Origin of the sequence: Cupriavidus malaysiensis, from assembly GCF_001854325.1 — a bacterium.
Taxonomy (GTDB): Bacteria; Pseudomonadota; Gammaproteobacteria; order Burkholderiales; family Burkholderiaceae; genus Cupriavidus; species Cupriavidus malaysiensis.
Map to the genome: position 1 here is coordinate 2,788,115 of NZ_CP017754.1, position 20,733 is coordinate 2,808,847.

Annotated in this window: 19 protein-coding genes and 1 pseudogene; 14 read left to right on the forward strand and 6 right to left on the reverse strand. The window is 65.8% G+C overall.

Translation table 11 applies throughout. The annotated features are described in order from the left end of the window. Nucleotides 1-216: 216 nt before the first annotated feature. The 3 genes from BKK80_RS12275 to BKK80_RS12285 all read left to right on the forward strand — a co-directional run bounded on the left by BKK80_RS12275 (nt 217) and on the right by BKK80_RS12285 (nt 2,573). Entirely contained in the window at nt 217-915 is a 699-nt protein-coding gene (locus BKK80_RS12275) for a hydrolase (RefSeq protein WP_071069625.1), read from the forward strand. 326 nt (nt 916-1,241) lie between these two features. After that, a complete protein-coding gene (locus tag BKK80_RS12280) occupies nt 1,242-1,961 on the forward strand; it encodes a YoaK family protein (RefSeq protein ID WP_071036694.1) in 720 nt (239 codons plus the stop codon). Nucleotides 1,962-1,973: 12 nt separating this feature from the next. Continuing rightward, a complete protein-coding gene (locus tag BKK80_RS12285) occupies nt 1,974-2,573 on the forward strand; it encodes a TMEM175 family protein (RefSeq protein WP_071013100.1) in 600 nt (199 codons plus the stop codon). Nucleotides 2,574-2,850: 277 nt separating this feature from the next. Here BKK80_RS12285 and katG read toward each other — a convergent pair whose 3' ends face one another. Continuing rightward, nucleotides 2,851-5,031: a catalase/peroxidase HPI gene (gene katG / locus BKK80_RS12290; protein WP_071069627.1), complete on the reverse strand. Its 2,181-nt coding sequence runs from the start codon at nt 5,029-5,031 to the stop codon at nt 2,851-2,853. A 256-nt stretch (nt 5,032-5,287) separates the two neighbouring features. Here katG and BKK80_RS12295 point away from each other — a divergent pair. Next, a pseudogene (locus BKK80_RS12295) lies at nt 5,288-5,661 on the forward strand (aminoacyl-tRNA deacylase); the annotation flags it as partial. Between the two features lie 232 nt (nt 5,662-5,893). Here BKK80_RS12295 and BKK80_RS12300 read toward each other — a convergent pair. Both BKK80_RS12300 and BKK80_RS12305 read right to left on the reverse strand, forming a co-directional pair. Further along, nucleotides 5,894-6,565, reverse strand: coding sequence for an NAD(P)H-binding protein (locus tag BKK80_RS12300; RefSeq protein WP_071013106.1), 672 nt, complete (start codon nt 6,563-6,565; stop codon nt 5,894-5,896). Nucleotides 6,566-6,714: 149 nt separating this feature from the next. Then, on the reverse strand, nt 6,715-7,056 hold the full coding sequence (locus BKK80_RS12305) for a zinc ribbon domain-containing protein YjdM (protein WP_071013110.1): 342 nt from the start codon (nt 7,054-7,056) through the stop codon (nt 6,715-6,717). Between the two features lie 362 nt (nt 7,057-7,418). On the opposite strand from BKK80_RS12305, the gene BKK80_RS12310 reads away from it, so the two are divergent. The 9 genes from BKK80_RS12310 (at nt 7,419) to ilvD (ending at nt 15,470) form a co-directional block, all read left to right on the forward strand. After that, nucleotides 7,419-7,886 carry a cupin domain-containing protein gene (locus BKK80_RS12310; protein WP_071013113.1) on the forward strand — a complete coding sequence of 156 codons (468 nt, stop codon included), beginning with the start codon at nt 7,419-7,421 and terminating at the stop codon, nt 7,884-7,886. 125 nt (nt 7,887-8,011) lie between these two features. Continuing rightward, entirely contained in the window at nt 8,012-8,542 is a 531-nt protein-coding gene (locus BKK80_RS12315) for a GbsR/MarR family transcriptional regulator (protein ID WP_071013115.1), read from the forward strand. A gap of 82 nt (nt 8,543-8,624) precedes the next feature. Continuing rightward, complete coding sequence (locus BKK80_RS12320) at nt 8,625-9,035, forward strand: hypothetical protein (protein ID WP_071069629.1); 411 nt, start codon at nt 8,625-8,627, stop codon at nt 9,033-9,035. Then, the gene (locus tag BKK80_RS12325) at nt 9,032-10,282 is read left to right on the forward strand and encodes an SDR family oxidoreductase (protein WP_071069632.1); all 1,251 of its coding nucleotides are present in this window, start codon (nt 9,032-9,034) and stop codon (nt 10,280-10,282) included. The genes BKK80_RS12320 and BKK80_RS12325 overlap by 4 nt, the downstream gene beginning before the upstream one ends. After that, nucleotides 10,279-10,749: a DUF2269 family protein gene (locus BKK80_RS12330; RefSeq protein WP_071013122.1), complete on the forward strand. Its 471-nt coding sequence runs from the start codon at nt 10,279-10,281 to the stop codon at nt 10,747-10,749. The genes BKK80_RS12325 and BKK80_RS12330 overlap by 4 nt, the downstream gene beginning before the upstream one ends. A gap of 132 nt (nt 10,750-10,881) precedes the next feature. Further along, nucleotides 10,882-11,328, forward strand: a complete 447-nt coding sequence (locus BKK80_RS12335; RefSeq protein ID WP_071013125.1) for a MarR family winged helix-turn-helix transcriptional regulator — start codon at nt 10,882-10,884, stop codon at nt 11,326-11,328. 55 nt (nt 11,329-11,383) lie between these two features. Then, nucleotides 11,384-12,637, forward strand: coding sequence for a M20 family metallopeptidase (locus BKK80_RS12340; protein WP_071013127.1), 1,254 nt, complete (start codon nt 11,384-11,386; stop codon nt 12,635-12,637). A gap of 11 nt (nt 12,638-12,648) precedes the next feature. Continuing rightward, nucleotides 12,649-13,293 carry a trimeric intracellular cation channel family protein gene (locus tag BKK80_RS12345; RefSeq protein ID WP_071070816.1) on the forward strand — a complete coding sequence of 215 codons (645 nt, stop codon included), beginning with the start codon at nt 12,649-12,651 and terminating at the stop codon, nt 13,291-13,293. Nucleotides 13,294-13,607: 314 nt separating this feature from the next. Then, nucleotides 13,608-15,470 (forward strand): dihydroxy-acid dehydratase, encoded by a 1,863-nt coding sequence (gene ilvD, locus BKK80_RS12350; RefSeq protein WP_071036680.1) that lies wholly within the window; start codon nt 13,608-13,610, stop codon nt 15,468-15,470. A 141-nt stretch (nt 15,471-15,611) separates the two neighbouring features. On the opposite strand, the gene BKK80_RS12355 is transcribed toward ilvD, so the two are convergent. Both BKK80_RS12355 and BKK80_RS12360 read right to left on the reverse strand, forming a co-directional pair. Beyond that, nucleotides 15,612-16,799 carry a M20 aminoacylase family protein gene (locus tag BKK80_RS12355; protein WP_071070818.1) on the reverse strand — a complete coding sequence of 396 codons (1,188 nt, stop codon included), beginning with the start codon at nt 16,797-16,799 and terminating at the stop codon, nt 15,612-15,614. 85 nt (nt 16,800-16,884) lie between these two features. Then, nucleotides 16,885-17,859, reverse strand: coding sequence for a Bug family tripartite tricarboxylate transporter substrate binding protein (locus BKK80_RS12360; RefSeq protein WP_236903669.1), 975 nt, complete (start codon nt 17,857-17,859; stop codon nt 16,885-16,887). Between the two features lie 143 nt (nt 17,860-18,002). Here BKK80_RS12360 and BKK80_RS12365 point away from each other — a divergent pair, with 143 nt between their 5' ends. Further along, the gene (locus BKK80_RS12365) at nt 18,003-18,950 is read left to right on the forward strand and encodes a LysR family transcriptional regulator (protein WP_084545570.1); all 948 of its coding nucleotides are present in this window, start codon (nt 18,003-18,005) and stop codon (nt 18,948-18,950) included. Between the two features lie 118 nt (nt 18,951-19,068). Here the strand turns inward: BKK80_RS12365 and BKK80_RS12370 are convergent, their stop codons facing one another. Beyond that, nucleotides 19,069-20,730: a sulfatase-like hydrolase/transferase gene (locus tag BKK80_RS12370; protein WP_084545571.1), complete on the reverse strand. Its 1,662-nt coding sequence runs from the start codon at nt 20,728-20,730 to the stop codon at nt 19,069-19,071. Between the last annotated feature and the right edge of the window lie 3 nt (nt 20,731-20,733).

The window sequence follows — 20,733 nt, forward strand, 5'->3', positions numbered from 1 at the left end:
GCTCGGATCCGCCCAGCCCCAGCTAAGCCCCAGCCCCAGCCCCAGCCCCCGTATATCAAATTTTTTGAATGACAATGACAATCGCGACTGCCTGACAGAGCACTTCGCCTAGCTATAGTTCTGCCCATGGACAGCGCAACGGCGCAACGAAGCGAAAGCAGCGCCGCTGTCCAAGCACTCAAATTCATTGAATCAAGAAACCATCGGAGAGCCCCCATGTCGAACGCGAAACTTGAAGTCCTGACCCCGCACAACAGCCAGTTCATCATCATCGACCACCAGCCGCAGATGGCCTTCGGCGTGCAGTCGATGGACCGCCAGACCATGAAGAACAATGTCGTGGGCCTGGCCAAGGCGGCGAAGATCTTCGACGTGCCGACCACCATCACCACGGTCGAGAGCGAATCCTTCTCGGGCTATACCTATCCGGAACTGCTCGATGTCTTCCCCGGCAAGCAGACGCTGGAGCGTACCTCGATGAACTCCTGGGACGACCAGAAGGTGCGCGACGCGCTGGCCGCCAATGGCCGCAAGAAGGTTGTCGTGGCCGGCCTGTGGACCGAGGTCTGCAACACCACCTTTGCGCTGTGCGCGATGCTGGAAGGCGACTACGAGATCTATATGGTGGCCGACGCTTCGGGCGGCACGAGCAAGGAAGCGCATGACTACGCCATGCAGCGCATGGTGCAGGCCGGCGTGGTGCCCGTGACCTGGCAACAGGTCATGCTGGAATGGCAGCGCGACTGGAAGAACCGCGAAACCTACGACGGGGTGATGGCCGTGGCCAAGGAGCACTCGGGCGCCTATGGCATGGGCATCGACTATGCTTACACGATGGTCCACAAGGCCGCGCAACGCACGGCAACCGTGCACGAATCGCTGGCTCCCGTGCACGCGCCGGTGATCGAGCGCTGATGCCCGCCCGCCGCCAGTCATCCCTCGGAGCACACACCATGATTCCAGGTCGAAGCGTGGCCAGCATCGCCCTCCCCCTGGGATGCTGGCTGGCCATCAGCGCCTCCAGCGTGGCGGCGGCAGCGATCGTTGCCACCACGCTGCTCGTCTGATCGCGCCGTCCGCGGGAACCCCCTTCCCCGCGGACATGTCCCTGCACGACAAGCAATCGACGGCCATGCTGCCGGCGGGTGTCTGCCACCCCTCGGCATTGCCGCATCGGCCAAGCGCCCGGGATCGGGCGCTTACGCGGGCCGCAGCGCCCATTTACCGGAGGGATCTCAACCATGAGCGCGAACGTCAACGCATCCAGCCCAACAGCAGCGAGCCAGGAGCCCAGCCTCTGGGAACTGTGCCGGGCGCCGATTCTCCTTACCATCGTGGGCGGCGCCATCGACACGATCGGCTTTATCGCGCTGGTGGGCTTCTTCACCGCGCACGTCACCGGAAACCTGGTGCTCGCGGGAGCGGCCTTCGTCAAAGGCGGGGCCGGCTTATGGATCAAGCTGGGCGCCATCCCGCTCTTTATCGCCACGGTCGTCATCAGCAAGATGCTGATTGACCGCAACCGGCAGACCCACCGGACCCTGGGCTGGCTGTTCGTTGCGGAAGCCGTCTTCCTGCTGGGCTTCATGGTCGCCGGCCTGTCGCTCGCACCGTTCGACAACCCGGATGGCGTGGACCTCGCCCTGACCGGGGGCCTCGGCCTCGTCGCGCTTGCCGTGCGCAATACCGCCAGCAAGACCCTGATCAAGCACATCAGCCCCAGCACCATGATGACCGGGAACACCACGCAACTGGGCATCGACCTGTCGAATTTCCTGCGTGCCAGGACACGCGCCGGTTTCCAGGATCTTCTCAAGAGCGCCAGTGTCGTGCTCGGCTTCGTGAGCGGCGCTTTCCTTGGCGCGACCCTCTATGTGACGATCGGCTTCTGGAGCGTCTTTCCCTTTATGCTTCCCATCGCCTACCTGGCGCGGCTGGCCTTTCGCAACGAATTCAAATGAGTGGATGACGTCATGAGCATCAGCAAGAACCGGGTGGAATCCTTCAGCGATGGCGTCATTGCCGTCAGCCTGACACTGATGCTGTTCCAGCTGCAGGTGCCGGAAGGATTCGCACTGAAGGACATCCTCGGCAACGCCTATAACTTCTTTGGCTACGTACTGAGCTTTATCTACGTCGGCATCTATTGGAACAACCATCATCACCTGTTCAAGGTCGCGCGCGGCATCAACGGCAGGATCATGTGGGCGAACCTGAACCTGCTGTTCTGGCTGACCATGGTGCCGTTCACCACCACCTGGACCTGGAAGTCCGACTTCGCGCAGACGCCGACAGCGATGTATGCCTTCGTCCTGTTCATGTGTTCCGTCTCCTACTCCTTGCTCACGAGGCTGATCCTGAGATCCGGCGGCGAACACTCGGAACTCCGGCAGGCCATCGGCAGCGACCTCAAGGGGAAGCTCTCCATCCCGATCTACGCCGTGGCGATCGCGGCCAGCTTTTTCAGCAGCGCAGCCTCGTTCTCCATCCTGACCGTGATGGCTGGCGTATGGTTCTTTCCGGATTCGCGGATCGAAAAATACCTGCTCGCGGACAAGACCCACGAGCTCTGAGGGCATGAGGCTCGGGATCGGACCCGAGGCTCACTCGCTCGGCCGGCGCCGGCACTCGGTCCGATACATCCGGCGGCGCAGGGGTATCGGCTGGCGCGTGCCCCCCCTTCTATGGCTTCGACGATGACGTCCTATCCAGGGGCATCGCCTGCCGGATTGCCCTGGTGCAGCATTGCTCCGGCGCGCGAAACCGACGTCTTGCGAGACGGCGGGCCTCCGGAAAGCCGGGGCCTGCCTCCCGGCCGGCCCCATCGCTACCGCCGTCTTGCCACCGGTGTCACCTCAAGTCGAAGCGGTCCAGGTTCATCACCTTGTTCCAGGCTGCCACGAAGTCCTGGACGAACTTCTCCTGTGCGTCCGCCCCGCCATAGACTTCGCAGACTGCCCGCAATTCAGAGTTGGAACCGAAGACCAGATCGACCCGCGTGCCGGTCCATTTCGGCGCGCCTGACTTGCGGTCGCGTCCTTCGAACACGTCCTTTTCATCCGACAGCGGCTGCCATTCCGTGCCCATGTCGAGCAGGTTCACGAAGAAGTCGTTGGTCAGCATGCCTGGGCGCTTGGTGAGAACGCCATGCTGGGACTTGCCGAAGTTGACGTCCAGCACCCGCATGCCGCCCACCAGCACGGTCATCTCCGGAACCGTCAGCGTCAGCAGTTGCGCCTTGTCGACCAGCAGCGCCTCGGACGGGATCGAGAACTTGCCCTGCAGGTAGTTGCGGAAGCCGTCCGCGACCGGTTCGAGCACGGCCATGGCATCGAGGTCGGTCTGCTGCTGCGAGGCGTCCATGCGTCCCGGCGAGAAGGGCACCGTGACAGGGTGGCCGGCCTGCTTCGCCGCCTGCTCGACTCCCGCGCACCCGGCCAGCACGATGAGGTCGGCCAGCGAGACTTTCTTGCCGCCCGACTGTGCCTTGTTGAACTCGCCCTGGATGCCCTCCAGCGTGGCCAGGACCTTTGCCAGCTCGGCAGGCTGGTTGGCGTCCCAGTCCTTCTGCGGGGCAAGGCGGATGCGGGCGCCATTGGCCCCGCCACGCTTGTCCGATCCGCGGAATGTCGAGGCCGATGCCCACGCTGTCGATACGAGTTGCGGGATGGTCAACCCGGATGCCAGCACCGTGGCCTTGAGCGCCGCCACATCCTGCGCATCGATCAGCGGATGGTCGACCGGCGGGATCGGGTCCTGCCAGAGAAGCTCTTCTTTCGGGACTTCCGGACCGAGATAGCGTGCGCGCGGCCCCATGTCGCGGTGGGTCAGCTTGAACCACGCCCGGGCAAATGCATCGGCCAGTTGCTCCGGATGCTCGTAGAAGCGCCGCGAGATCTTTTCGTAGACCGGGTCGAAGCGCAGCGAGAGGTCGGTCGTCAGCATGGACGGCGAACGGCGCTTCGACGGATCGGCAGGGTCGGGCACGGTGCCGGCGCCCGCGTCGCCCTTCGGCTTCCATTGATTCGCGCCGGCCGGGCTCTTCGTCAGTTCCCATTCATATTCGAACAGGTGCTTGAAGTAGTCGTTGCTCCACTTCGTCGGCGTGGTGGTCCAGATGACTTCCAGCCCGCTGGTGATGGTGTCACCGCCCTTGCCCGTGCCGAAGCTGCTGCGCCAGCCGAGACCCTGTTCTTCCAGGCCGGCAGCTTCGGGCTCGGGTCCCACGTGAGAAGCCGGACCGGCGCCATGCGTCTTGCCGAAGGCGTGGCCACCGGCGATCAGCGCAACGGTTTCTTCGTCGTTCATCGCCATGCGGCGGAACGTCTCGCGGATGTCGATGGCTGCCGCAAGCGGGTCCGGGTTGCCGTTCGGGCCTTCCGGATTCACGTAGATCAAGCCCATCTGCACCGCGGCCAGCGGATTTTCGAGATCCCGCTTGCCGCTGTAGCGCTTGTCGGCCAGCCACTGGGTTTCGTTGCCCCAGTAGACGGATTCGTCCGGCTCGTAGACGTCCTCCCGTCCACCGCCGAACCCGAAGGTCTTGAACCCCATCGACTCCAGCGCGACGTTGCCGGTCAGGACGATGAGGTCGCCCCACGAGAGCTTCCGACCGTACTTTTGCTTGATCGGCCAGATCAGCCTGCGCGCCTTGTCGAGGCTGACGTTGTCCGGCCAGCTATTGGTGGGTGCGAAGCGCTGCTGGGCGGTCCCGACGCCACCGCGCCCGTCGCCGATGCGGTACGTACCTGCGGCATGCCATGCCATGCGGATGAACAGCGGACCATAGTGACCGAAGTCCGCGGGCCACCAGGGCTGCGAGTCGGTCATCAGCGCCTCCAGATCCTTCTTCACGGCCGCAAGATCCAGGCTGTTGAATTCCTTCGCATAGTTGAAATCCTTGCCCATCGGATCCGACTGCGGGGAATTCTGACGAAGGATATGCAGATTGAGCCGCTCCGGCCACCACTCCTGCAGAGATCGGCCGGCACCTGCGGGATGAAGAAACGGGCACTTCGCTTCAGTCGTCATGCGTGTCTCCTTGGTCGCTTGAACTCGAAACTCGAAACTCAACGTACCGCCTTGCAGCAACTCGTCGCCGTCACGCCGTCACGCCGTCAGTGAGGGAAGGGTCCAAAGGAACAGTGTTCGGATTTCTGCCGATTGGGACGTCACAGTCGCTCTACCATCCTAGAACGCGATGCCGCCCCTGTTCCATTGATTCCAGCTATGGCCGCCATTGCGTTGGGGCCGGCTCCTGCCGCTCAGGGAGGGTCTATAGTGGTTAGCGGTGTGCGTTCCCGGAGACCGGCTGGCCAAGACCGTCCTGCTGGAAGACAGCCGCGGCTATGTCACGGCCGTCATCCCTTCCACGCACCACCTGAAACTGTCAGAGCTGCGCGAGCAGACCGGCCGCAGGCTTACGCTCGCGCGCGCGAAGACGGCGTGCGCGAAGTCTTCAAGGATTGCGACCCCGGATCTGCCCCGCCGGTCGGCATGGCGTATGGCACGCAGACCTGGTTGGACGACAGTCTGCTGGCGCATCCCGATGTCTACTTCGAAGCGGGCGACCACCAGGAACTGGTGCACATGAACCTCGCGCAATTCGTCGACCTGATGGCCGACGCACGGCGCGGACATTTTGCGCACCGCGACATGTAGGGTAGAAACGCAGGCAGAACCGTCTGCCTGCGGCGCCTTGCCACCACCAGGTCGAGGTTGTCCGGTTCGTACGGGTTCGTGCGGCCGGGGCCATGGCTGCCGGGTCGGCTCTGCCCTTGTGCGGGGCGACGAAGCGCCGATCGATCTATCGATCTATCGATCTATCGATCTATCAATCTATCCGTCGAGCGAACGACCAGCCGAGCGGGCGGCCTCGGCGACCGCCCGGCCCTCAGCCCTCAGCGCCGCTCCTGGCCATCACATCCGAAGCCAGCACGACCACGCCCTGCGCCGAGGGAACGGTCTTGACCAGCGCCTGCGCCACCGCCCGTGCCTGCACCGGCCGGTAGGCGCCGGGAATCAGCGGCGCGAGCAGCTTCGCGATCGGGATCGCGATCGTCTCACCGAGCCGCGGCGGTTGCTGCAAGCCCTCCCGGTAGTCCAGCAGCAGCGACGGCTGGGCGATCACCAGTGCGGTGAGATCCATCGCCTTGAGCGCATCCTCCAGCTCGCCCTTGACGCGGTTGTAGAACACCGAGGAGCGCGCGCTGGCGCCGACCGCGCTGACCAGCCCCACGCGCCGGGCGCCTGCCGCCAGCGCGGCCTCGGCCACGGCGAGGTTGGCCGCCAGGTCCACCGCGCGGAACGCCGCCTGGCTGCCGGCCACCCTGATGGTCGTGCCGAGCGCCAGGTACACCTCGTCGGCCTGGGGCAGCGCTGGCAGCCGGCTGAAATCCACCAGGCGGACCTCGAGCTTGGGATGGCTGACACTCAATGGCCGCCGGCTCAGCGCATGCACCGCCGAAACGTCCGGGTCGACCAGCAGGGCCTGCAGTATCTGGCCGCCGACCAGGCCGGTCGCACCGGCGAGCAGGACCCGTCTCTGATGGTCTGGCGAAGACATGAGCGATTCTCCTCAATGCAGGCGCATGGCGTGACGGGCGCTCTCAGGGGTCTGCCCGCTCCATGCCCGGACGGCGCGATAGAAAGCGTCGGGAACTTCGAAGCCGATGTCGACCGATCGACGCCGCGGACGCTTGCCCGCGAACCTCGTCACACCTTCCTGACGAATTCCGATTTCAGGCTCATGGCACCAAAGCCGTCGATCTTGCAGTCGATGTCGTGGTCACTGTCGACCAGGCGGATGTTCTTGACCTTGGTGCCCATCTTGACCACGCCGGCCGAACCCTTCAGCTTGAGATCCTTGATGACCGTGACCGTATCCCCATCCTGCAGCACGTTGCCCGCGGCATCGCGATAGACCCTGGCTTCTGCCTCCACAGGTGCCGAGGCCTGCGCCGACCATTCATGCGCGCATTCCGGGCAGATATAGAGGCCACCGTCTTCATAGGTGAACTCGGAATGACATTTCGGACAGGACGGCAATGCGCTCATGGCTAACTTCTATGTGTGTGGAGAATGCCGGAAGTATACTGCCCCGCCCAAATGGCAAGCTCCTTTGCAGGATGCCATCCTGCAAACGGGAAACCGGCGCCCGCTTCCCAAGTCAGGCGAGCGCCCGCGGCGCTACGGGGTCGGCGGACCGGCAGGCCTCGGCTGTGCCCGCATTCTCCGGCCGGTTCCATTCGTCGCCCCCTCCTTCCCTGCGCCCGGCCACCCGCCAAGGCCGAGCCGTCTTCGGCTTGCGGGTTTCCCCCACTGCCGGGCACGGATCGCGATGAGAGAATCCCGCGGTACCGCAGGGCTCAAGCGCCCGCACGACGCACCATGCGCAGGCCAACCGAAGGGAGGGACATATGCATCGTTTTGCTTCTCTTGCCGCTATCCCCGTTGCTTTTGCATGCGGCTACCTTGCCGCCCACACAGGGCTGCCACCCGCCCACGCCCAGACCCCACCGGCCACGCTGGCGCCGCAGATCGTCCACGTGGCGGCGATGACCGACGAAGACATCGGGCCGCAGGTGCCCAATATGGGCACCCTGCGTACCAAAGGACTGGTGGCAACGCCGTCGGGAACCATCGCGGTGCAATCGGGCAACGTTCCCAAGCACTATCACACCAGCGCCGACGAGATCCAGTACATCATCTCGGGCAAGGGCACCTTCTGGCTGGGCAATGAACAGCGCGAGGTCGGCCCCGGCGACCTCATCATCATTCCGAAGAGCATCGCGCACGCGGGTTCGGTGGCCACCACCGGCGAATTCAAGGCGCTGGCCATCAAGCTGCCGCCGCAGGCCGCGGGCGATACGCACCTGCTGCCCTGAAGGACGCCGCGATCGCAGCCCCCCGGGGAGGGGCACCAGGCCCTTCCCTGCTCTCGCTCCCCTTGCGCGCGGCTTCAGTTATTTCAGTCTTGACAGAAATAACTGAAGGAACTAGATTGCCCCTCATGGAACTTACACCTCTCGCTGAACGGTTCATCCTCCACTGGGGCGAAATGGGCTCAAGATGGGGCGTCAATCGCACCGTGGCCCAGATCCACGCCTTGCTGTATCTGCTCGGGCGTCCGGTCGCCGCCGATGAGATCGCTGAAACACTTGGTGTCGCGCGCTCGAACGTCAGCACGAGCCTGAAGGAACTCCAGGCCTGGCGCCTCGCGAAAGTGGTTCACGTGATGGGCGATCGGCGGGACCACTTCGAGACCTCCACGGATATCTGGGAACTGTTCAAGCTGATTGTCGAAGGCAGGCGCCAGCGGGAAATCGATCCCACGCTGACCATGCTGCGGGACAGCCTCATGGATCCCGGTCTGGGAAAGGAAAGCAAGGAGGTGGAACAGCGCATGCGCGACACGCTGGAGTTTCTCGAAACCCTCACCACCTGGTCGGATGAGATGTTGCGGCTGCGGCCCGATACCCTGATGAAGACATTGGGCGTAGGGGCAAAGATCAGTCGCGCAGTCAGGCGGAAGGCGAACTGAGGCACGCGGTAACGGACCTAGGGTCCGTATTTTTTGACCTTTTATTTCTGTCCATACAGAAATTTCAGAAACGGAGGAAACCATGGAAACGATCCTGTTGCTTGCATTCCAGCTTGCCGGCCCGGTGTCGATCGGGCTGGCCATCACCTGCTATCTGCGCGCGGTGACATTGCGACTGCTGACGGATGTGTGCGGAACGCGCGATCGCGCCGAGTTCTGGGTGCGCGTTTCGGCGGTGCTGACGGTATGCATGCCGCTCTCGCTGGTTCTTCTGGCTGCGACGAGTCCCGTCAAATGCCTCTCCGGCGATCCGGTCTGCGAAGAACTCGTGGTCCGGCAAACGTTCCTCTTCACGCTGCTCGGTTCACTGCTTTCGGTCGCTGCCGTGGCCTGCATGATCGCGCGCTACCTTCCCCAGCCGCAGGCGTCCACGAAGCAACCCGTGGCAGCGTCCGCGCAAGCGACCGCGCAATCGACCGCGGAGGCAGCATGAACATCCTCGTCTGCGGCGCACACGGTTTCATCGGCGCGGCCTTGTGCAACAGGCTCGAGCGCGGCGGCCATCGCGTGGTGAAGGGCGTACGGCATGCCACGGCGGAAGATGAGCGCGCGATCGACTACGCCGGCGCCCTTGGCCCCGATGCATGGGATGCCCTGCTGCAAGGCATCGACGTCGTGATCAACGCGGTGGGAATCCTGATCGAGAAGGGTCGGCAGACCTTCGACAGCGTCCACACCAGAGCACCGATCGCCTTGTTCGATGCTTGCCAGCGGCAAGGTATCCAGCGCGTGATCCAGGTTTCCGCGCTTGGCGTTCCAAGCGGCCTCACGCCCTATTTCCAGAGCAAACTCGCCGCCGACCATCATCTGCAGTCGCTGCCGGTCAGCCATTCCATCGTCAGGCCGGCACTTGTCTATGGACCGTTGGGCGCATCGGCCGCCTTCTTCCGGATGCTCGCGAGCCTGCCCATCCACGCCTTGCCGGCAGGCGGCCATCAGCGCCTTCGCCCCGTCCACGTGGAGGAACTGGCTGAAGTCATCGAACGCTTGCTCGATGCGGACGCCGGCGACCGCGGCGTCATCGACGTGGTTGGCGGCGAAGAGGTCGAGTATCGCGAGATGCTGGCCATCTACCGCCAATCGCTCGGCTTCTCCCCCGCCTTGCCGATGTCGATTCCAGGCGGCTTGATCGGCACCGGCGCGGCACTGCTCGACCGCGTGCCCGGGTCGATGCTGACCCGCGATACCTGGCGAATGCTGCAGGCCGGCAGCACCGGCGATGGCGCCGCGACGGCAAGCCTGCTCGGACGCCCGGCGCAGAGTCTTCGCGCCTTCATCGGCCCCGATGCGCTTGCGCTGCGCTACCGGGCTCTTCGCACGTGGCAGTCCGCGCTGCTGAGGGGCGTGCTGGCCTTTGTCTGGCTCTGGACCTCGGCGGCCAGCCTGCGCTTTCCCCGCGACGCCACCATGGCACTGCTCGCGCGCGTGCATCTGCATGACACCAGCGCGGTATCGGCATTCTATGCAGCGGTGTGCCTGGACTTCGCTTTCGGCGTCATGACGATCGTGAAGCCGGGGCGCCGCCTGTGGCTATCACAGGCGGCGCTGATCGCGGCCTACACGTCGATCATCGCCGTCACGATGCCGGAAACCCTCTGGGACCCGTTTGGCGCGATTCTCAAGAATCTCCCGATTCTGGCGATCCTGCTCATCCTGCTTAGCGAGGACAACTCGCGATGAACACCTACCTCACGATCAAGGCGCTCCATATCCTCTCTTCGGTATTGCTGGTCGGAACCGGCTTCGGGTCCGCGTTCTACCTCTACTTCGCCCACCGCACGCGATCGGTTCCTGTCATTGCCGCGGTGACCCGGCTGGTGGTGCGCGCCGATTGGTGGTTCACCACGCCAGCGGTACTGTTCCAGCCGATCTCCGGTGCCTGGCTGGCACATCAGGCAGGATGGCCATGGACGAGTTCATGGCTCGTCGCCGCGGCGGTGCTTTATGCCGTCGCGGGGGCCTGCTGGCTGCCGGTGGTCTGGCTGCAGCTTGAAATGGCAAAGATGGCGCGCGTCGCTCATGCCGCCGGATCGACGGCATTGCCGGACCGCTACTGGCGCTTCTCCATGCGATGGGAATGGCTGGGATATCCAGCGTTCCTGGCGATGATCGCGGTCTATTTCCTGATGGTGTTCAAGCCGGCCTGATCGACCGGCACGTGGCACGTGCCGGGGATAGTCCACATCCCTGCCCCTCTCCCCACATAGTTGAATTTTTCAACTATCTGCCTATAATCGCCCCAAGGGCATGCGGGGCATGCCCGCGACCTTGGAGTGGTGGTGTACTCGGACTTCCTGACGTTCAAGCTCGACCTGACCAGTGCCTTGCTGATCGAGCGGGCCAACGTGGCCTACCGCGAGCACTGGGATCTCGATGTGCGCGCGCTGCGTGTGCTGCGCCTGGTGTGCGCTGAACCGGACACGACACCCAAGGAAGTGTCGCGGCGTACACTGGTCGAGAAGACCTTGCTATCCAAGGTCCTTGCCGACCTGGAAGGGCGGGGCCTGATGCGCCGCACCACGCATCCATCGGATCGCCGCAGCGTGATGCTGCGCGCGACGGCGCGCGGCCTGGAAGTGGCGAGGGAGTCCGAGGTGCTGGGATCGGCGCTGGAGGTCGAACTGGCCAAGGCACTGAGCGCCAGCGAGCGCCGCACCCTGGAGCGACTGCTGGACAAGCTTTCGCACGACCTGTTGAGCGCCGGATCCGCCGGCGCCCCCGACTGAGTGTGCCGCCTGCCGCCCCACCTGCGGCGCGCACGGTAACGACGAGGAGTCTCCCATGCCGAACTGGATCGAAGCGATGGGAAGCGCGATCGACGCGCTCCTGCCCGGACTGGAAGCGATCTACCAGGATCTGCATCGGCATCCGGAATTGTCCATGCAGGAGGTCCGCACGGCATCGATCGCGGCGGACTATGTCGCCGGGCTCGGCTACGAGGTCACGCGCAACGTCGGCGTCACCGGTGTGGTTGCCGTGCTGCGCAATGGCGACGGCCCCACGGTGATGCTGCGCGCCGACATGGATGCCCTGCCGATGGCGGAAGCCACCGGACTGCCCTACGCCAGCACGGTCAAGATGACGGATGAAGACGGCGTCGAGGTGAGCGTGGCGCATTCGTGCGGGCACGACCTGCACGTCACCTGGCTGATGGGCGTGGCGCGCCTGATGGCCGAGCATCGCGCTGCGTGGCGCGGTACGCTGCTGGCCGTCTTCCAGCCCGGCGAGGAGGTGGGGCGCGGCGCGCGCAGCATGATCGACGATGGCATGATGTCCCGCTTCCCCAAGCCCGATGTCATCCTGGGCCAGCACGTGATGGTCGGCCCCGCGGGCACGGTAGGCTATCGCTCCGGCACCATCCTCTCGGCGGGCGACAGCCTCAAGGTGCGGCTGTTCGGGCGCGGCTCGCACGGCTCGCAACCGCAGACGTCGATCGACCCCGTCATCATGGCCGCGTCGACCACCTTGCGCCTGCAGACCATCGTGTCGCGCGAGATCTCGCCGCGGGAGAGCGCGGTGCTGACGGTCGGCGCGCTGCAGGCCGGCACCAAAGAGAACATCATTCCCGACGACGCCACCCTCAAGCTCAATATGCGCACCTTCGACGAGGACGTGCGCGAATACATGCTGGGCGCGATCCGCCGCATCTGCTGCGCCGAGTGCATGGCATCGAATGCACCGCGCGAGCCGGAGTTCACCACGCTCAGCAGCTACCCGCTGACGGTCAACGATGACGCCACCACGCAACGCCTGCGTGCAGCGTTCGAGGCTTGGTTCGGCGAGCGGGCCTACGAGACGCAGCCGGCCGCGGCGAGCGAGGACTTCAGCGTGTTCGGCCGCGCATGGAACGTGCCGTACGCCTTCTGGTTCGTCGGTGGCACGGATGCCGCAACCTATGCCAGGGCGCAAGCGGAAAAGACACTCAACAGGCTGCCCAGCAACCACTCGCCCCAGTTCGCGCCCACCCTCCACCCCACGTTGCGTACCGGCCTGGAAGCCATGCTGTGCGCAGCCGGGGCCTGGCTTGTCCAATGAGGACGGCCATGGTGAATTCCCACGCGGCCTACACCTTCCTCGACCTGGTCGGCACCTTCGCGTTCGCCATCAGCGGTGCCGTCGCCGCCCGGCAGAAACGGCTCGACCTGTTCGGCATCGCTTCGATCGCCTTCATGGTGGCCTGCGGGGGCGGCATCGTGCGCGACGTCTGCATCGGCGCCGTCCCGCCCGCCGGGCTCTCGAACTGGCCCTATCTGGCCACCTCCCTGGCGGCGTGCGGGGTCACCCTCCTCGCGTATCCGCAAGTCCGCCGCCTGCGCCAGCCTGTGCTGCTCTTCGATGCCATCGGGCTCGGCCTGTTCGCGGTGGCGGGGGCGCAGAAGTCGCTCGCTTATGGCCATAGCGCGGAGCTCGCGATCCTGCTGGGCATCGTGAGCGCGGTCGGCGGCGGCGTGATGCGCGACGTGCTGCTCTCGCGCGTGCCGGCCATACTCGAGCGCGAGATCTACGCGTCCGCTGCGCTGCTCGGCGCGGCAGTCCAGGTCGGTTTCACCTACGCGGGCTGGACCGCCTGGTGGGCGCCGTGGCTGGCGACGCTTGCATGCGTGGTGCTGCGGCTGGCGTCTCTCTACTTCGGCTGGCGCCTGCCGGCATTTGCGGGACGGCGGGAATGCCTGGCCCGCGATGGCCAATAAGCCCGCTGCCGAGCAGCCGGCCGGCGGGATGCGGCAAGCGCTGTGCAGCCCGCGGCGTCCCGGCCATCGCTCGGCGTGATGCTGCCCCGGCGCGACGAGGGCGCGCCCTTCACCTCGCCCCTTGCCCTGCCGCGCTTGATATATTTTTCGACTTAATTACGCCAGAAAAATATATTGGACGTCTTAGCGCATCTCCCGCACCATCTGCACCAACTGCACATTTCCCCCAGACCGTGCGCCCCGTTACGGCGCGCCAGGAGGCTCAAGCCGCACACCGAGCCTCGACTAGTACAACATAATCCCCGAGGACACGGATGCCTGACTATCGATCGCGAACTTCCACCCATGGCCGCAACATGGCCGGGGCGCGCGCCCTGTGGCGCGCCACCGGCATGAAGGACGGCGACTTCGGCAAGCCCATCATCGCCGTGGTCAACTCCTTCACCCAGTTCGTGCCGGGACACGTGCACCTGCGCGACCTCGGCGCCCTGGTGGCGCGCGAGATCGAAGCCGCCGGCGGCGTGGCCAAGGAATTCAACACCATCGCGGTCGACGACGGCATCGCCATGGGCCACGGCGGCATGCTCTATTCGCTGCCCTCGCGCGAACTGATCGCCGATTCGGTCGAGTACATGGTCAACGCGCACTGCGCCGATGCCATGGTCTGCATCTCCAACTGCGACAAGATCACCCCGGGCATGCTGATGGCCGCCATGCGCCTGAACATCCCCGTCGTGTTCGTCTCCGGCGGCCCGATGGAGGCCGGCAAGATCAAGTCGCCCACCGATGGCCAGGTGATCGCCAAGATCGACCTGATCGACGCCATGATCAAGGCCGCCGATCCCAAGGTCAGCGATGCCGAGGCCGAGGAAGTCGAGCGCAGCGCCTGCCCCACCTGCGGCTCCTGCTCCGGCATGTTCACCGCCAACTCGATGAACTGCCTGACCGAGGCGATCGGCCTGGCGCTGCCGGGCAACGGCACCATCGTGGCCACGCACGCCTGGCGCCAGGGCCTGTTCGAGCAGGCCGGCCGCCTGATCGTCGACCTGTGCCGCCGCTACTACCAGGAAGAAGACGCCTCGGTGCTGCCGCGCCAGATCGCCACCAAGCGCGCCTTCGAGAACGCCATGGCGCTGGACGTGGCCATGGGCGGCTCCACCAACACCGTGCTGCACCTGCTGGCCGCGGCGCAGGAGGCGGGCGTGGACTTCACCATGTCCGACATCGACCGCATCTCGCGCAAGGTGCCCTGCCTGTGCAAGGCCGCGCCGGCCACCGACAAGTACCACATCGAGGACGTGCACCGCGCCGGCGGCATCCTCGGCATCCTCGGCGAGCTGCTGCGCGCCGACCTGATCGACCCCAGCTGCGGCAACGTGCACAGCGGCACGCTGGGCGCCGCGATCGCGCGCTGGGACGTGGCGGGCAGCGGCGAGGATGCCGCGCACAAGTTCTACCGCGCCGCGCCGGGCGGCATCCCGACCCAGGTCGCCTTCAGCCAGGAAGCCACCTTCGACACGCTGGACCTCGACCGCGAGCGCGGCTGCATCCGCAGCAAGGAGCACGCGTATTCCAAGGATGGCGGCCTGGCCGTGCTGTACGGCAACCTGGCCGAGAAGGGCTGCATCGTCAAGACCGCGGGCGTGGATGAGTCGCAGTGGGTGTTCAGCGGCCGCGCGCGCGTGTTCGAGAGCCAGGACGACGCCGTGGCCGGCATCCTGGGCGACCAGGTGCAGGCCGGCGACGTGGTCATCATCCGCTACGAAGGCCCCAAGGGCGGCCCCGGCATGCAGGAGATGCTGTACCCGACCTCGTACCTGAAGTCCAAGGGCCTGGGCAAGACCTGCGCGCTGTTCACCGACGGGCGCTTCTCGGGCGGCTCCTCGGGGCTGGTGATCGGCCATGCCTCGCCGGAAGCGGCGGAAGGCGGCACGGTGGCGCTGGTCAACGATGGCGACACCATCCACATCGACATCCCCAAGCGCCGGATCCACCTCGACGTCTCCGAGGCGGAGCTGGCCAGCCGCCGCGCCGCCATGCAAGCGCGCGGCGCGCGCGCCTGGCAGCCGGAGCACCGCGAGCGCGTGGTCTCGGCCGCGCTGCAGGCCTACGCGGCGCTGGCCACCTCGGCCGATCGCGGCGCGGTGCGCGACCTGTCGCAGCTCAAGCGCGGCTGAGCCTCGCCTGCGCCCGGGTGCGACCGGGCGTGAAAAAAGGAAAGCCGGCACGGTCCTGGACCGCGCCGGCTTTCTTGTTTCGGATCGCCTCCCCGCGGATGCTCGCGGCAACAGGTTGCGCAAGGTCTGCCGGACCGCCTCTCAGTCTGTCAGGTAGCGCTCCGCCAGCAGGCTCCAGAACGCGGCCCCGATGGGCAGGTTGTCGTCATTGAAGTCGTATTGCGGATGATGGACCGGGTGGCTGCGGGCATGGAACAGGCCATTGCCCAGGCGCAGGTAGCAGCCGGGCCGCCGCTGCAGCATGAAGGCGAAATCCTCTCCCGGAGTGACCAGCCCGAAGTCCGGGTCCACCCGCTCCGGCCCCACCAGCTCGCGCGCGACCGCCACCGCGAAGTCGACCTCCTCGGCGGTGTTCACCAGCACGGGATATCCCGGCTGGTATTCGATCTCCGCCTGGGCGCCATAGCTCTGCGCCTGCCCATGCACGGTGGCCTCGATACGCTGCCGCAGCCGCGCGCGCACCTCCGCGTCGAAGCAACGCACGCTCAGTTCGATGCTGGCTTCGTTCGGAATCACGCCGTAGGCGCCGCCCGACTGCAGCGAGCACACCGACAGCACCGCGGTCTGCGTGGGATCGACGTTGCGCGACACGATGGTCTGCAGCGCCATCACGATGCTCGCCGAGACCACCGCGGGATCCACGGTGAGGTGCGGGCGCGCCACGTGCCCGCCTCGACCGATCACGCGGATGCGTACCTTGTCCGTCGCGGGCTGGAACGCGCCCTTGCGCATCATGAACGTACCCACCTCGGCGCCCGGGTGATTGTGCAGGCCGAACACGGCATCGCAGGGAAAGCGCTCGAACAGCCCGTCCGCGATCATGCGTTCGGCGCCGCTGTCGTGGCCGCGTTCTTCGGCAGGCTGGAAATACAGGTGCAGCGTGCCGGAGAAGTTGCGGGTCCGGCCCAGGTACTTGGCGGCACCGAGCAGCATCGAGGTGTGGCCGTCATGGCCGCACGCATGCATCTTGCCGGCCTGCGTGCTGGCATAGGGCAACCCCGTCCTTTCCTCCATCGCCAGCGCGTCCATGTCGGCACGGATGCCGATCCGCCTGGCACCCGAGCCGACGCGGAGCGTGCCGACGACGCCCGTCGTGCCCACGCCCGTGGCAACCTCGAATCCCCATTCGCCGAGCTTGCGCGCCACCAGATCCGCTGTGGCCACCTCTTCGAATGCCAGCTCCGGATGGCTGTGGATCTGGTGACGGATGGCGGTGATCTCGACAAGGTCTTGCGCCAGCTGCTCGATTCTCTGATGTGTGGGAAACATGTTCTTGGCCGGCTCGTTCAAGTCAGTCGACTCCATCGATTCCATTGAGTCCATCAATTCCGTCAACTCCGTCAACTCCGTCAACTCAATCCAGCTTGATATTCAATGCCTTGACGGTATCGTTCCACTTCCTGTACTCGCTGTTCAGGAACGACTGGAAGGCGGCCGGCGTGCCGGGCATGACCTCGTTGCCATTGTCGGCAAGCGTTTTCCCGATCTCCGGATTGGCGAGCACCTTCTGCAGCGCTGCATTGATCTTCTGCGCGACTGCCGCAGGCGTCCCCTGCGGCGCCACCAGTCCATACCAGGTGGCGACATCGAAGCCCGGGTAGCCGGATTCGGCGATCGTGGGAATGTCCGGGAACATCCTCAGGCGCGCGGCACCGGACACGGCCAGGCCCCGCAGCTTGCCGGCCTGGATCATCGGGCCCGATGACGACGCGACGTCGAAGGCCACGTCGATGTCTCCCGCCAGCATCGCCGTCAGCATCGGCGCCGTACCCTTGTAGGGGATATGCGTCATCACCACCCCCGCCCTGGCGTTCAGCATCTCGGTGGCGATCTGCGGACTGACGCCGGCGCCGGTCGAGCCGTAGTTGACCTGCCCGGGCTTGCTCCTGGCGGCTGCCATCAGTTGTTTGACGTCGCGCACCGGCGAATCCTGCTTGACGATGAGGAGGAGCGGCACCTTGACCACACCGCCGACCGGCGTGAAATCCTTGGCGAGGTTCGCCTTCATCGAGGGGTACAGCAGGCCTGGGCTGTAGACCAGCGAGGTGCCACCGAAGAGCAAGGTATAGCCGTCGGCGGGCGCCTTCGCGACGAACTGGGCGGCGATATTGGTGCCGGCCCCCGGCTTGTTCACGATGACCACGGGCTGCCCCAGTTCGCGGCTGATGCCATCGCCTACGATGCGGGCCGTGGTGTCGGCGGAGCCACCGGGCGTGAAGCCCACGACGATCTGGATCGGCTGGCTGGGAAAGCGTTGGTCCTGGGCAAAACCCGGGGCGGCCGCCAACGCCCCCACCAGGCCCAGCAGCGTGATGCTCTTGATGTTCACAGGCAATCTCCTTGGTCGGGATCTTCGGCTCTGTGGTCATGCGCGCACGCGCCCCTTCGGGGACGTTGTGGTTTGCGATGCCGGCCGTTCGAGTCGGGAGCAGTGTATGCTCGGGACTTCCATTCAACAAATCGATACGGCCGATGACTCGCATCGATCATTTGAATTTAAAGTCCTTTGATCTCAACCTGCTGCTGGCCTTCGATGCGCTCATGCAGGAGCGCAGCGTCACGCGTGCCGCAGCCTGCCTGCGCATCAAGCAACCAGCCATGAGCCATGCCTTGGCGACGCTGCGCGTATTGCTCGGCGACGAACTCTTCGTGCGGGTGGGTTACCAGATGGAGCCGACGCTCAGGGCGCGCGAGCTGCAGGCGCCGATCCGCGCCCTGCTGGATGCGACCCAGAAGCTGCTGCTGGCGAACGCCAGCTTCGATCCCGCTGCCGACGAAAGGACCTTCCGCATCGGGCTGTCCATCCAGTCGGAGTCACTGCTGGTGTCGGAGTTGTTCGCGGACCTGGCACTGTCCGCGCCCCGAGTGAAGCTGCTGCTCAGCCAGACCAACCGCGAGCGCGCCTACGACGCGCTCGATGCCGAACAGATCGACTTCGCCATCGGCTACCTTCCGGGAGGCAGCGGCTGGCACCGCCGCACGGAACTCTTCGACCTGGGCGTGGTGTGCTGCTTCCATCCCGCCCTGCTCCCCTACCAGGCGCCGATCCGGCCGGATCAGTACCTGGCCAGCCGCCACGCCTTGATCTCCGCCAAGAACAGCATGCTGGGCTACCTCGAGGACGCGCTGCACGAGGCTGGCGTGAAGATCGAGCCCGTCCTGGCCGCCCCGAACTTCCTGACGCTCTTGTCGACCGTGGCACGCGCCCCGCTGGTGGCGACCGTCCCGGCCATCATCGCCCGGCACTACGCCCCGCTGTTCGGACTGGTGGCCAGTGCGCTCCCCTTCCCGTTCCCGTCCTTTCCGGTCGAACTCATCTGGCACGCGCGGAGCCAGGAAGATCGTGCGCACATGTGGTTGCGCGACAGGATCGAACAGAGCGCCGCGGCGATCGTGCCTGCGGATAGGGTGGCCGCTTGAGCCTTGGCGTGAAGGTCCGGCGGACCCACGCGAACGCCGAGGCCGGGGTGCCGACCGAGCCAGCGGCCGGCACCGACACCGCGAGACGCCTGCTCGCCCGGCGTACCACTGGCGCGGGTCAGTTGCCGCCTCGCCCCGCCATACCGCGTTCGATCGTCACCCGGTCGAACTCCGGCGCCGCTTTCGTGATCGAGCGTTCGAAGGCCTGGGCATCCTGCTGCAGGCGCTGCAGGATCGCGGGCTCGCTCGCAGCCTTGTCGAACTTCTCCCCGGGATCCCGCCCCAGGTTGTACAGCGTTGGCTTAGCCATGCGGACTTGCAGGCTCTCCTCCGGTTTGCGCCCGGTGACGTCGTAGAAGTTGACCTTCCATTCCCCTTCGCGCCAGGCCTGCAGGCGGCCACGGTAGAAATAGGGCATCACCTGGCGCGGGCTTGGCGCCTGCTCGCGCAGCGTCTTGCCCAGGTCGACCCCGTCGAGGACGGCATCGGGCAGCCGGGCCTTGGCCAGCGCCGCGAAGGTGGGCAGCAGATCGTAAGTGGCGCCGATGCCGTCCACGACCGCGGGACGGATGGTGCCAGGCCACCAGAACAGGGCGGGCACGCGTGCGCCACCCTCATAGGTGGAAGCCTTGCCGTCGCGCAGCATGCCGGCCGACCCGACCAGCTCCTCATACAGGATCCAGGGGCCGTTGTCGCTGACGAATACGACCAGCGTCCTCTTGGCATCCGGGCTGCGCCGCACGGCTTCCATCACCCGCCCCACACTGTGATCGAGCTCGGCAATGGCGTCGCCCACCGGCCCCCCCTTGCTGCTGCCGACGAACTCGGGCGCCGGCATATGCGGCAGGTGAGGCTTCTCATACCCCACCCAGGCCAGGTAGGGCTTGTCGTGCTTGCCACCGATGAAATCGACGACCCGGTCGGTCAGGCGCTTGTTGTAGCCGGGCTGATCCACCGGCTGCTCGACCACCTGGTCGCGGTAGTCGGTCTTGCCGTTGACGACAATCCGCTCGCTCGAGATCAGCGGTGAGTTCCAGTACGCGTTCTTGGGATCGCGGAAGGCAGTCACCGCCTGCCGGTAGTACAGGGCGAACAGTTCCTTGGGCGACTCACCCTTGGCGAAGCGCTGCCGCAGTTCCTCGATGCTGACGCCGCCGGGGATGCCGGTGAAGTACGCATCGTTCGACATCGGCATGCCCCACCAGGAGTCGAAACCGTGCCGTGTCGGGTAAGCGCGCGGGGCGTCGCCCAGATGCCATTTGCCGAACAGGGCGGTGGCATAGCCGGCGTCGCCCAGCACGCTGGCGACCGTCGCTTCGCGGTCGGGAAATCCGTAGGGATCGCCTTCGACCTGCACGCTGTTGAGTGCTCCATACAAGCCCGAGCGGGTCTCGACCCGCCCGGTCAGCATGGCGCCGCGGCTGGGCGAGCAGATCGGAGAGCTGACATAGAAGTTGGTCCAGCGCTGGCCTTCGGCCGCCATCCGGTCCAGGTTCGGCGTGCGGAACACGGGATGGCCGTAACTGCCGAGATCGCCCCAGCCCAGGTCGTCGGCGATCAGCAGGATGATGTTCGGGCGGGTATCGGGCGACCCATTCGGGCCGGCAGCGGGCGCCGCCCGCGCCATGAGGGGCGGCACAGTTAGTGCCACGGCCCCGATGATAGGCAGTGCCCATCGACACGCGACGCGCCTGGCGCGCGCCACAGCCAATTGCGCTGGCGCTGGCGACCGCTCCTGCGGCTCCGCCGCGCGACGTCCTCCGATCGCGCTTTGATCCATTTG

What these genes read in the sequence shown, in the direction of transcription:
- BKK80_RS12340 (WP_071013127.1), top strand. Translation starts at nt 11,384, where the DNA reads ATGCCGAACTGGATCGAAGCGATGGGAAGCGCGATCGACGCGCTCCTG.
- BKK80_RS12320 (WP_071069629.1), top strand. Translation starts at nt 8,625, where the DNA reads ATGGAAACGATCCTGTTGCTTGCATTCCAGCTTGCCGGCCCGGTGTCG.
- BKK80_RS12370 (WP_084545571.1), bottom strand. Translation starts at nt 20,730, where the DNA reads ATGGATCAAAGCGCGATCGGAGGACGTCGCGCGGCGGAGCCGCAGGAG.
- ilvD (WP_071036680.1), top strand. Translation starts at nt 13,608, where the DNA reads ATGCCTGACTATCGATCGCGAACTTCCACCCATGGCCGCAACATGGCC.
- katG (WP_071069627.1), bottom strand. Translation starts at nt 5,031, where the DNA reads ATGACGACTGAAGCGAAGTGCCCGTTTCTTCATCCCGCAGGTGCCGGC.
- BKK80_RS12355 (WP_071070818.1), bottom strand. Translation starts at nt 16,799, where the DNA reads ATGTTTCCCACACATCAGAGAATCGAGCAGCTGGCGCAAGACCTTGTC.
- BKK80_RS12325 (WP_071069632.1), top strand. Translation starts at nt 9,032, where the DNA reads ATGAACATCCTCGTCTGCGGCGCACACGGTTTCATCGGCGCGGCCTTG.
- BKK80_RS12300 (WP_071013106.1), bottom strand. Translation starts at nt 6,565, where the DNA reads ATGTCTTCGCCAGACCATCAGAGACGGGTCCTGCTCGCCGGTGCGACC.
- BKK80_RS12315 (WP_071013115.1), top strand. Translation starts at nt 8,012, where the DNA reads ATGGAACTTACACCTCTCGCTGAACGGTTCATCCTCCACTGGGGCGAA.
- BKK80_RS12330 (WP_071013122.1), top strand. Translation starts at nt 10,279, where the DNA reads ATGAACACCTACCTCACGATCAAGGCGCTCCATATCCTCTCTTCGGTA.
- BKK80_RS12310 (WP_071013113.1), top strand. Translation starts at nt 7,419, where the DNA reads ATGCATCGTTTTGCTTCTCTTGCCGCTATCCCCGTTGCTTTTGCATGC.
- BKK80_RS12275 (WP_071069625.1), top strand. Translation starts at nt 217, where the DNA reads ATGTCGAACGCGAAACTTGAAGTCCTGACCCCGCACAACAGCCAGTTC.
- BKK80_RS12365 (WP_084545570.1), top strand. Translation starts at nt 18,003, where the DNA reads ATGACTCGCATCGATCATTTGAATTTAAAGTCCTTTGATCTCAACCTG.
- BKK80_RS12285 (WP_071013100.1), top strand. Translation starts at nt 1,974, where the DNA reads ATGAGCATCAGCAAGAACCGGGTGGAATCCTTCAGCGATGGCGTCATT.
- BKK80_RS12305 (WP_071013110.1), bottom strand. Translation starts at nt 7,056, where the DNA reads ATGAGCGCATTGCCGTCCTGTCCGAAATGTCATTCCGAGTTCACCTAT.
- BKK80_RS12280 (WP_071036694.1), top strand. Translation starts at nt 1,242, where the DNA reads ATGAGCGCGAACGTCAACGCATCCAGCCCAACAGCAGCGAGCCAGGAG.